Below are 11,732 nucleotides of genomic sequence, written 5' to 3'. Positions count from 1 at the left end.
ATATAAGAAGCAGCAGCTGTACGGCATCCCTGCTCCGGCCGCCTGCACGAAAAGGGGATGCTGAACAGTTATCAGCAGTATATCATATTTTTAAATATTATAAAAGAAAATATGCCAGAACTTTCAAAACATAATCCCGGTAAACGGCCTTCTCCACATTCTCGGAAAACAGGATGGGCACGGTGCCGATCGTCTCTCCATTCAGCCTGTAGACCGCTTCTCCCGCCTTATCTCCCGCCTTTACCGGCGCCTGTGCGCTCTCCGGAAGATGTATCACCTTTTCTATAGTGCTCAAATCATTTCCCTTCACGTCCAGATAGGAAAAGCCCTGCTGATAGGACAGGCCCGCGTCATCCTGGACGCCGCCGTCAATGAGAAGCCTGGGCAGCGCATCCTGGTTGGCATCCTTATACAGGGCGCTCACGCTGTAGCCATAGTTAAGCAAGGTGGCCGCATCGCTGAAACGCACCTTATAATCCGGCGCTGTCATTACCACGGCTATCAGATCAATATCATCCTTCCTGGCCGTGGCGGACAGGCAATATTTCGCCTTGCTGGTGGAACCGGTTTTCAGGCCCGTGGTCCACTGGTACTGCTTCAGCAGCTTATTGGTGCTGGAAAGGGTAAAGGTGGAGCTGCCCCTTGCCGTATTGTGGGTGATATCCTCCATCCAGATCATGGTGTAATTAAAAACATCCGGATGCCTTGTAATCAGTTCCCTTGACATGGCCGCCACATCCCGGGCCGTGGTATAGTGATTATCCGAATCCGTCAGGCCGCAGCAGTCCTCAAAATGAGTGCCGTTCATGCCCAGCGCCTGCGCTTTTTCATTCATCCTGGAGACAAATTCTTCTTCACTGCCCGCAATGAACTCCGCCATGGCCACTGCCGCATCATTTCCGCTGGCCACCGCAATACATTTGATCATGGTGTCCACCGTCTGCATTTCCCCTTCCTCCAGAAAAACCTGGGAGCCGCCCATGGACTGCGCATGGGCGCTGGTCATCACTTCATCCTCCAGCTTGATGTCCCCTCTTTCCAGCGCTTCAAAAATCAGCAGCAGCGTCATGATTTTGGTAATGCTGGCCGGAGAACAGGCAGCGTCCGCATTCTGTTCATAGATCACAGTTCCGGTGGATGCCTCCAGCAGAATGGCAGAGGGCGCTGCAATGGTAACCGGAGCGCCTTCCTCCGCATACGCCTTTATCCCCGGCATCCATATCAGACATATGACCAGCATGAAAGAAATGATTTTCCTCGCCGTCACCTTTCGATACACACATTTCATAAGGGAAACTCCCCTCTACATAAGTTCTATAACACATTTTATGTAGACCTGGAGGGATTATTCCTTCGGCGTGCCTGTCCCTGAAAATAAAAAGAAAAATCCGCGGTTCCGCCGGAGCTTTATCACTCCGGCAGATCCGCGGTTCCTTTCGGGCACCTGAATTCCTGTGCCGCGCTTCTTACACCTTTTATATTTTATCCGGTTACTGCGCCGCCTGTGCCTGGGCGATTACCGCCGCGGCGATTGCGGGATCCACAGGAAGCCCCGTTGCGGTGTCAATCATATTCCCTGTCGCCGGGTCAATCACCCAGGTGGAAGGATCCACGCCGGTCAGATCGATATCCGGCACCACCACTTCCTGGCCGTAGCCTGTTGCATCGAATATATAGGTCTTGCCGTCCAGCACCAGCGTCTTGTTCATCGCCATGCTGCCGTCCTCCTGGAAGTAGCGTACGCCCTTCTCATCGGTAAACCAGCCGTACTGCATGGAACCGTCCGCACCGAACAGATAGGTCAGGCCGCCGATGTTTACAAATCCCTTCTGCATGAAGCCGTTTACGTCAAAGTAGTAATTCTTTCCCTGGATATTCACCAGATCATGGAGCATATGGCCGTCCTTGGTGTCCATATAGAAGGTATTTACGCCGTCCGTCAGCCAGCCATTGGTGTATAGGGTTCCGTCCGCATTCATGAAATAACGGTTCCCTTCATAGTCCACCCAGCCGTACTGCATACGGTAATTATTGTAAAAATAAGTATTACCGCCCCTTGTAGTAAAGCCGTAAGGGATGATGATATTGGAATAATCCTTGAACTGGAAATTCAAATCTACACGTCCATCAATGCCGCTCACCGTTCCGCTGTTGGAAAACTGCCAGAAGGCCGGATTGGGATATTCACAGGCCTCTGCATACTGTGCCACCCATACGTCAAAAGGGATTGGCCCAACTCTCTGTGTCAGCCAGTTCTTGCTGGAGTACACCATGGGCTGGTAGCCTGCGCTCTGTATAATGGAACAGAAAACCACCGTAAGCGCCTGCAGCTGCTCAGGAGTCATCGTTTTATGCACCGCATCCTCAAGATCAAAAACCACGGGCATGCTTACCGTAAAGGGCGCGATGGCAGCCAGTGTGAACTGGGCCTCCGCCATGGCCGCCTCAACTGTCGTGGCATAAGAATAAAGATAAACTCCCGTCTTAAGCCCCGCCGCATTGGCTCCCACCATGTTGGCGGCAAAATAAGGATCCAGGCCGCTCTTGGCGCTGCCTACCTTAATAAATGCAAAACTGTATCCCTCCGCTGCCACTGCGCTCCAGTTAATGGCGCCCTGATATTTGGAAACGTCAATTCCCTTTGCTATGGCTCCGGCCGCTTCCGCTTCCACGCCGGACGCAAGGAACGTGCTCAGTCCGATTACCGCAGCCAGCGCCAGACTGACAATTCTTTTCTTCCAGTTCATATGTAGCTTCCCTCCTGCTTTTGTGTCCCGATGAATAATAAAAGACGGGGGCCTGAAGGTCCCCGCCTTTTACGTCAGAGTTAATACCATCTGGCTTTGAATTCCTGATATTTTTCCACCAGCCTGTCCCTCTGATCCGTCACATTGAAGTGCAGCGCAGCAAGCAGCTGATGTAAAAAGTCAATTGTAAAAATAAAAATAATCGCTTTCAGCACCCACAATCCGGGGCCGTATGTATACCATGAGGCAACATCCATCACAGCCTGATGGAGATAACCGATTATGATTACCGCATAAAATCCCCATGCTATTGTACTTTCCAGGCAGATAATTCCCTGATAGTTAAAGGGCTTCTCCCTGTAGTCCCACCATACCTCACCGAAAAGGCGAAGCATCAGACGCCCTACCATGTACTCAAAGACAGTCGCCGTAAAGGCTCCCGCCAGGTACAGCATTACCGGATTCCCGGCAAAAGGGCGCAGTAAAAAATAGCCTGCAAGCGCTCCGATCCCATAAATAGGGCAAAATGGACCTTTTGCAAATCCTCTGTTTGTCAGCCTGCGGTTACAGAACGACATGTAGACAGATTCCACAAACCAGCCCAAAATACTGTAAATACAGAACGCCGCGAGCAGATGATAAACATCATTTCCCAGTATTCCACCTATCCACATATTTCTTTCCCCTCTGATCTCCGGCCTTCAGTTCAATGCACAGGATGTCCTGAATGCAGCTTCCGTACAAAGCAGCGTCAGCCCCATCTCCCTGGCAGAAATTTCCAGCCGGATAAAACACAAGTCCTTGGTAGTAAATGCCAAGGACTTCCGTTTACTTAGTTATATTTACGTTTTCTAGCCGCTTCGGATTTCTTCTTACGTCTTACGCTGGGCTTTTCGTAATGCTCTCTCTTGCGGATTTCCTGCTGGATCCCGGCTTTTGCGCAGCTTCTTTTAAAACGACGTAAAGCGCTGTCCAAAGTCTCATTTTCTTTTACGATAATGTTTGACATAGCTCACACCTGACCTCCCTTCAGTCCCTTCAAGTTCACGACTGATTGGGTTTTTTATGCATACCAATGCACAAGAAACATTATACCAAAAATTGCAGGTACGTCAACCATTTTTTTTGCAATTTAAGTATATTTTAAGAAAAAGTGCATTCAAAGTCCTTTTTTCATCAGTTTTTGGTCACTTTTTCCAAATTTCCGTGCTGTTAACAAGTTACTTAAGCTGTCCTTCCAGAACCTTCTCCACTTCGGCAATCGCCTGGGGGATTCCTGCAGGATTCTTTCCTCCGGCCTGCGCCATGTTCGGGCGTCCGCCGCCGCCTCCGCCTACCAGTGCCGCGATTCCCTTGATCAGATTGCCGGCATGGGCTCCCTGTGCCATAGCGCTGTCCGTTGCCATCGCCACCAGGTTCACCTTTCCGTCTTTTTCTGAAGCCAGGACAACAACGCCCTCGCCCAGCTTCTCTTTAAGCTGGTCTCCCAGATCGCGAAGACCGTTCATGTCAGCGCCGTCCGCCTTGGCAGCCAGCAGCTTCACACCCTTGATCTCCTTCACCTGATCCATGACATTGCCCAGGGATTCCCTGGCAGCCTTGCTCTTTAAGGATTCGTTTTCACTGGAAAGCTGCTTCACCTCAGCCATAAGGTGCGTAAGCTTCTCCGTAAGATTGGCGGGAGTCGCCTTCACAATCTTCGCGGCCTCTAAAAGCCTGTCTTCCAGTTCTTTATAGTAAGCGAATACGCCGGGGCCGGTAAGCGCCTCAATTCTTCTCACGCCTGCCGCCACACCGCTTTCCGAAAGGATCTTGAATACGGCAATATCACCGGTATTGGCCACATGGGTGCCGCCGCACAGCTCTGTGGAGAAATCTCCCATCTGCACCACGCGCACACTGTCGCCGTATTTCTCGCCAAACAGCGCCATCGCGCCTGTTTTCTTCGCTTCCTCCAGCGTCATGACTGAAGTCCTGACGGGAAGATGCGCATTGATTTCATCATTTACAATCTGCTCAACCTTTGCCAACTCCTCCGGGGTCATGGCGGAAAAATGGCTGAAGTCAAAACGTAGCCTGTGGGCATCCACATAGGAACCGGCCTGTTCCACATGGGAACCGAGCACAGTGCGCAGGGCTTTCTGAAGAAGGTGGGTTGCGCTGTGGTTCTTGCAGGTATCCGCTCTTCCTGCAGGATTCACGGAAAGCTCCACTTTATCACCCAGCTTGATCATTCCACTGGTCATTCTTCCGATATGGCCAATTTTGCCGCCTGCCAGATGAATGGTATCCTGTACTACAAATTCACCGTCGCCGCAGCGGATTACACCGGTATCGCCGCACTGTCCGCCCATGGTTCCGTAGAAGGGTGTCTGCGCCACGATAATCGTGCCGGACTCCCCATCGGTAAGGGCATCCACAACAGCCTCCTCCGTAGTCATTGCCGTTACGTCAGATTCCCATGACAGCTTGTCATAACCAACGAATTCAGAGGTGATAGCAGGATCGATGGACTCATAAACCGTAACGTCCGCGCCCATATAGTTGGTTACCTTCCTGGCCTTGCGGGCTTTTTCCTTCTGCTCCTTCATGGCAGCCTGGAAGCCCTCCTCATCAATGGTGAGGTTTTTCTCCTCCAGGATTTCCATGGTGAGATCCAGAGGGAAGCCATAGGTATCATAAAGCCGGAAAGCATCTTCGCCCGAAAGCTGCGTCCTGCCTTCCTTCTCCATATTCTCTTCCATCTCGGCCAGAATATTCAGGCCCTGGTCAATGGTTTTGTTGAATTTGCTTTCTTCCTGCGTCAGGACGTTGAAAATAAAGTCCTTTTTCTCTTCCAGCTCCGGATAACCGTCTTTGCTTCCTTCAATTACCGTGCTGCTCAAGTTGGCCAGGAAATCTCCTTCGATTCCCAGAAGCCTTCCATGACGGGCCGCGCGGCGGATGATACGGCGCAGCACATAGCCCCTTCCTTCATTGGAGGGCATGATGCCGTCTGAAATCATAAAGGTGGCGGAACGGATATGATCCGTTACAATACGGATGGATACGTCCCATTCATGCTTTTCTTTGTAGGTCTTTCCCGCCAGCTCGCATACGCGGTTGCGCAGCGCCTGGATGGTATCCACATCAAAAATAGACTCCACATCCTGCACAACGGCAGCCAGACGTTCCAGTCCCATGCCGGTATCTATGTTCTTCTGGGACAGATCCGTATAGTTTCCGTGTCCGTCGTTGTCAAACTGGGTAAATACATTGTTCCATACTTCAATATAGCGGTCGCATTCGCAGCCTACGGTACAGCCGGGCTTTCCGCAGCCGTACTTCTCGCCGCGGTCGTAGTAAACCTCGGAGCAGGGACCGCAGGGGCCTGAGCCGTGTTCCCAGAAGTTGTCCTCCTTGCCGAAACGGAAGATGCGCTCCGCCGGAATTCCGATTTCCTTATTCCAGATATCAAAGGCTTCATCATCATCCAGATATACGGAAGGATAGAGCCTGTCCGCTTCCAGTCCCACCACTTCGGTCAGGAACTCCCAGCACCAGGCAATCGCTTCATGCTTGAAATAATCCCCGAAGGAGAAGTTGCCCAGCATTTCAAAAAAGGTTCCGTGCCTGTCCGTCTTGCCGATATTTTCAATATCGCCGGTACGGATACACTTCTGACAGGTAGTCACCCTTTTGCGGGGCGGAATCTCCTGTCCTGTAAAATAAGGCTTGAGCGGCGCCATGCCTGAATTGATTAACAGCAGGCTGTTGTCGTTATGCGGCACCAGGGAAAAGCTTTTCATCACCAGATGTCCTTTGCTTTCAAAGAAGTCAAGGAACATCTTTCTCAGTTCATTTACTCCGTATTTATTCACGTTTCTTTCCTCCACATCACTGCAGTATGTCCGCATCCTTCCCGCAGGCCGTTTTCCGGGCCGCAAAACGGATCTCAGACACGCTCAATCTATCCTATTATATGTTTAATTTTTTTCCTTGTCAACGCCGCCGCACAGGGTATTTGCAAAGGCTTCTATATTTTCTTCCCGCACGGACGGCATGGCGGCCTTATAATGCTTCACCAGGTTGGTCATCATCCTGGCCATGAACCGGTCAAAGCCCTTCTGCTTATGGATATCCACCTCACCGCCGAACCCGGCGGCACAGACCGAGGCCTCCAGAAGCTCCCTGGGGAAATTCTCCAACAGCACCTGCTGTGTCTGTGCGGAAAAAGCGCTGCAGATAAAAAAAGCGGTTTTTTTACAATTCAGAAGCTCATTCCTGCCCGCTTCCAGAAAAGCCTTTGTTTCTTTCGGGATTTTACCCATACGCACGGGCGCTCCCGTAATAATGCAGTCATAGCCGGCAAGCTGCGGCCTTCCGGCCGCCAGATTGGCAGCTGTGACCTGCGCCCCTCTTTTTTCCAGCTTCTTTTTCAGAATTTCCGCGCATTTTGCCGTTGTCCCCGTTTTACTCTGATAGCAAATCAAACATTTCATCTTAACAGTACTCCTGCCTTTTCCCTGAATCTAACCATTATCAATATCTTCCCGCCAATATCAGCACAGCGGGGCAAATACACGGAGGACGGAATCGAAAAGGCCTCCGATAATTCCCTGTTTGCAGTCCTTTAACGTAATTTCCCGGCTCGCCGCAATGGTTTCCAGACTGTCCTTTTTTAATTCCTCCAGCCCGCTCGTACGGTAAAGAAGCGTGGCGCATTCGAAATGCAGGTACAGGCTCCTGAAGTCCATATTTACGCTTCCCACCACGCCGAACTCGTCGTCGCAGATATAGCTCTTCGCATGAATAAAGCCCGGCGTATATTCAAAAATCCGGATGCCCGCGCGCAAAAGCGGAGGATAATTGGAACGGGTCAGCCGGAAAATGGTTGGCTTGTCAGGAATGGCCGGCGTCACTATCCGCACATCCACACCCCTTTTGGCCGCCGTGCACAGCGCGTTTCTCATCACGTCGTCCACTATCAGGTAAGGCGTAAATATGTAGACATATTTTTTCGCCTGATGGAGAATGTCCAGATATACATTTTCCGCAATGGTTTCGTTATCCAGGGGCGAATCGGTATAGGGCTGCACGAAGCCCTTTCCCTCAAAAGGCTCCGGATGATGCACATGAGGCTTGAAGCAGCTGATATCCGTATCCTCTTTCCTGAAGGCATTCCACATTTCCAGGAACATCTCTGTAAAATTCCACACGCCGTCGCCCTTTAAGCGCACTCCCGTATCCTTCCAGTAGCCGAACCTGACCTTTTCATTAATATATTCATCCGCCAGGTTGATTCCGCCCGTAAATGCGGTATGACCGTCAATGTCAAGGATTTTCCTGTGATCCCGGTTGTTCATTACCAGGGAAAAGAAAGGGATGACGTGGTTAAAGGCCATGCACTTTATCCCGTATTTCTCCAGTCCGGCGTAATAGCCGGCGGGCAGCAGGGTCAGACAGCCCATGTCATCGTAAATCATTCTGACATCCAGCCCTTCCTCCGCCTTCTGCTTCAGGATTTCCAGGATAGTTTCCCACATCTTGCCTTCCGCCACAATAAAATATTCCAGGAAAATAAAATGCTTTGCCTGGCGCAGCTCTTCCAGCATATCCACAAACATTTCTTCCCCGCTGGGATAATAGGTCACGTCCGTATTTTCATAGGCAGGGAAGTCGCTCACACGGCGCACATACTGAAACGTTCCCGCCGCGCGTCCGTGTATCTTTCCCAACCGGTCCTGCAGTTCTCCCTCCTGTATCAGGGTATCCTTAAAAACATCATGCTGGGCATTCAGCTTCCTACGCATATTCCGGGAAGGCTTTTTATCCCCCAAAAACAGATACAGCAGGCCGCCGAACAGCGGCAGCGTCATGATAAGGACAATCCAGCCTATTTTATAGGCCGAATTATCATCTTTTCCGATAATGTAGAGTACAATGGCGATACTCAGTGCTGTGAACGCCGTGGTGATCCAGCTGGAGTATCTCGCCAGCTTTTCCAGCATAAAAACAAACCAAACTATCTGAAGCAATATAAGAACAACCGTAATAACTATCCGGTTGACCACAAGTCTTTTGTACTTCCCCTTCATCAGCTGTCTATCTTCCTTTCTGCTTCTCACGCCGCCCTACAGATGCGGCCGCTTCCCGGGGAACCTTTTTTTGAGCCTCCTGCGGGGTTTCCCGGATATTTTCCTGCGGGTTATCCGGTCTCCTGCCGTTGCGTCCCGCCACATCATTTCTTATCAGCTTATAGGCGGTTGCCGCAACCGGAACACCCAGAAGCATTCCGCCGATGCCTCCCAGTCCGCCGCCCACCGTTACGGCCGCCAGCACCCAGATACCGGGAAGGCCGATGGAAGAACCGACAACTCTGGGATATATCAGGTTTCCTTCCAGCTGCTGCAGCACTACAATAAATATAATGAACAGAAGCGCCTTCAGCGGATCTACCGTCAAAATCATGAATGCTCCCACCGCAGCGCCCAGATAAGCGCCTACAATGGGGATCAGCGCCGTAGCCCCGATAAATGCCCCGATCATCGGCGCATAAGGGAAACGGAACAGCAGCATTCCTATAGTACACAGTGTACCCAGAATTACCGCTTCCGTACACTGTCCTATTATAAAACTGGAAAAAGTTTCATTGGCTGTCCTGTAAATATATCTGATTCTGGCAACTGTCCTTTCCTTCATATATGCATGCATAATCCTGCTCACCTGGGAATGCAGCTTTTCCTTTCCTGAAAGGATATAAATTCCGAAAATCAGACCGATAAAAAAGTTCACCACGCTGCCGACCACAGCGCCAACTGCGGTCAGTGTGGAATTCACAAAGCTGGTAAAGCCCGATTTTACAACATCCGCCACTTTATCCATGACACTGTTCCAATCCACATTCTTCAGCATGTCAGCAGTATTGCCTGCATTATTTTCCTCCAGCCATGCCGCCGCTTCCTCCAGGAAAATCGGCACATTCCTGCCGATTACGGCAAAGGCCTTCCCAAGCTCTGGCAGGACCAGCCTTGCAACCAGGGAAAAAATCCCCGCAACCAGCAGCAGGGACACAACGATGCTTACGCCTCTCCTGCTCGCCGCAACAAACCGGTTCTTTGTTTTCGGGAAATAAATCCGCTCCACCCGGACCATAATGATGTTGATAACATAGGCGACAGCCACTCCCAGAATCAGCGGAAACGCCACATTCCAGAGTTTCAGGGCAACTCCGGCTATCTGGTCAAAATATTTAATTCCGAGAATCAGCAGCGCCGCAAGGCAGATATAAATAATCACAGCAAAATCCGTTTTCTTCTTTTTCATAGTACCTCCGTAAACTCCTGCAGGTTAGTTGCAACTTCCTCATAAACAATATTAATCTATATTACCACAAATCTTTCCAGAAATGTAGTCCTTTCCTGTTTTGAATAAAAATCGGAACATAAAAAAAGTAACTGTCCTCCTCCGCCCGGGGCCCTGCAGGCACAGGACGGCGGCGGCAGGAACCCGGGCGGGGTGCGGACAGTTACAAAAAACGCCAGACACAGAGGATATCAGAATCTGTGCTGGCGGTAGTACCAGTGGAAGGTGCCTTTGTATGAATTTTTTGAAAAATAAAGGGCTTCATCGGCGCGGGAGTACAGGTTTTCAAAGGTTTCTTTATCGGCTTCCCGGTACATGCCGATGGAACAGCTCAGCTGAAAATCATTTCCGTATTTTTCGGATAAAGCGCTGTAGTCCTGCAGAACGGCCCGGGCTTTTTCCTCCGCTTCCTTTCTGCCGCAGCAGCCCGCCTCATAAACTGCGAACTCATCGCCGCCCAGCCTGCCGATGACAGCTTCCTTTGCAAATATCCGCCGTAAGATATCGGCCATGTCCATGATGACCCTGTCGCCTGCCACATGCCCGTAGGTATCATTCACCGCCTTAAAGTCATCCAGGTCGATCATATAGAAGGTGCCGCCTTCACCGCTTTCCAGCCTTTTTTTCACATAATATTCAAAACTGCCCCGGTTATAAAGGCCTGTCATCAGATCCTTTTCAGAAAGGCGTCTGTAGTAATCCACCGTCTTTTTCTCCGGCTCTGGCAGCATTTCCGTTCCTCCTGCAGCCTGGTCCGGCCTTCGGGCCGGCTGCCCGCAGCCGTCTTCCTGGGGAACGGATATATGAATATGTATAATCCGGTTCGCCTTTCCATCTTTTTTCCATACCATGCTTATACGGACGCTTGTTTCTGTCAATCCTGTTACTGAGAGGCCGGCATTCTCAAAAGCCTGTTCTTCATTACCAGGCTGAAATATTTTTTCTATCCGGAGATTGCCGCAGACCAGATAGATATTTTCGGCCAGCCGGGTGCATTGGTACCAGTCCTTCACAGGCCTGTACACATACTCCCTGCCATCTTCCCACTTACCGGAATCCAGTTCACTTTTTATTTGTTCTACAGTTGTGTAGTATTCATGGGCCCGGCTTCCTATTACCACCGAATTTTCCTCAAGAATGCCGCTTATTTCCTGTATTTTACCCGAATTTTGACCGCTCAGGCAGGTAAACATCAGCTGTTTTGTTAAGTCACATAATTCTCTATCTATCATTCCTGCACCTTTCCCGGCCACAACTTCTCTTTGCTCTATTTATAGAGCAATTATATCTTACTTTTTTACTAAAATCAATAATATATCCCACAATTGAATCTGGGAGGCCGCTGTTTGGAATTCCTATCCCTGCAGCGGTATTGGGAGTAATTCATGCAGAAAATAAAATACAATGTTTCTTTGGGTGCTAATATCCGCGCACTCCGCAGGGACTGCGGCCTGACTCAGGAGCAGACAATAGCAAAGCTGCAGCTTTTAGGCTGCAGCCTTACAAGAGGCTCCTATGCAAAAATAGAAGCCGGTATTCAGAATATAAGCGTACAGGAGCTGCTGGCTATGAAAGAAGTTTTTCATGCGGATTTCGAAGACTTCTTCCAAAAACAGCCGGAAGAATAGTACGCTTTTTTTC

10 protein-coding genes are annotated in these 11,732 nt (G+C 50.3%); 1 reads left to right on the top strand and 9 read right to left on the bottom strand.

Translation table 11 applies throughout. From position 1 onward, the window contains the following. Positions 1-97: 97 nt before the first annotated feature. The 9 genes from HMPREF1548_RS16905 to HMPREF1548_RS16865 all read right to left on the bottom strand — a co-directional run bounded on the left by HMPREF1548_RS16905 (position 98) and on the right by HMPREF1548_RS16865 (position 11,323). On the bottom strand, positions 98-1,288 hold the full coding sequence (locus HMPREF1548_RS16905; protein ID WP_021637590.1) for a D-alanyl-D-alanine carboxypeptidase family protein: 1,191 nt from the start codon (positions 1,286-1,288) through the stop codon (positions 98-100). A gap of 202 nt (positions 1,289-1,490) precedes the next feature. Next, positions 1,491-2,747, bottom strand: a complete 1,257-nt coding sequence (locus HMPREF1548_RS16900) for a GH25 family lysozyme (protein ID WP_021637589.1) — start codon at positions 2,745-2,747, stop codon at positions 1,491-1,493. Positions 2,748-2,827: 80 nt separating this feature from the next. After that, positions 2,828-3,421: a putative ABC transporter permease gene (locus HMPREF1548_RS16895; protein ID WP_021637588.1), complete on the bottom strand. Its 594-nt coding sequence runs from the start codon at positions 3,419-3,421 to the stop codon at positions 2,828-2,830. 158 nt (positions 3,422-3,579) lie between these two features. Next, positions 3,580-3,756 carry a 30S ribosomal protein S21 gene (gene rpsU / locus HMPREF1548_RS16890; protein ID WP_009252110.1) on the bottom strand — a complete coding sequence of 59 codons (177 nt, stop codon included), beginning with the start codon at positions 3,754-3,756 and terminating at the stop codon, positions 3,580-3,582. Positions 3,757-3,967: 211 nt separating this feature from the next. Then, positions 3,968-6,574, bottom strand: coding sequence for an alanine--tRNA ligase (alaS, locus tag HMPREF1548_RS16885; protein WP_502690636.1), 2,607 nt, complete (start codon positions 6,572-6,574; stop codon positions 3,968-3,970). Positions 6,575-6,712: 138 nt separating this feature from the next. Next, complete coding sequence (locus tag HMPREF1548_RS16880) at positions 6,713-7,228, bottom strand: flavodoxin domain-containing protein (protein ID WP_021637585.1); 516 nt, start codon at positions 7,226-7,228, stop codon at positions 6,713-6,715. Between the two features lie 60 nt (positions 7,229-7,288). Further along, positions 7,289-8,824 (bottom strand): cardiolipin synthase, encoded by a 1,536-nt coding sequence (cls, locus tag HMPREF1548_RS16875; protein WP_021637584.1) that lies wholly within the window; start codon positions 8,822-8,824, stop codon positions 7,289-7,291. 7 nt (positions 8,825-8,831) lie between these two features. Further along, complete coding sequence (locus HMPREF1548_RS16870) at positions 8,832-10,052, bottom strand: AI-2E family transporter (RefSeq protein WP_021637583.1); 1,221 nt, start codon at positions 10,050-10,052, stop codon at positions 8,832-8,834. A 230-nt stretch (positions 10,053-10,282) separates the two neighbouring features. Beyond that, positions 10,283-11,323: a GGDEF domain-containing protein gene (locus HMPREF1548_RS16865; RefSeq protein ID WP_051358426.1), complete on the bottom strand. Its 1,041-nt coding sequence runs from the start codon at positions 11,321-11,323 to the stop codon at positions 10,283-10,285. Between the two features lie 153 nt (positions 11,324-11,476). Here HMPREF1548_RS16865 and HMPREF1548_RS16860 point away from each other — a divergent pair, with 153 nt between their 5' ends. Further along, positions 11,477-11,719 carry a helix-turn-helix domain-containing protein gene (locus HMPREF1548_RS16860; protein ID WP_021637580.1) on the top strand — a complete coding sequence of 81 codons (243 nt, stop codon included), beginning with the start codon at positions 11,477-11,479 and terminating at the stop codon, positions 11,717-11,719. The last annotated feature ends 13 nt before the right edge of the window (positions 11,720-11,732 follow it).

Origin of the sequence: Clostridium sp. KLE 1755, from assembly GCF_000466465.2 — a bacterium.
Taxonomy (GTDB): Bacteria; Bacillota; Clostridia; order Lachnospirales; family Lachnospiraceae; genus Eisenbergiella; species Eisenbergiella porci.
Note: the sequence above shows the minus strand (reverse complement) of the source record. Positions and strands in the feature narration are given on the sequence as shown.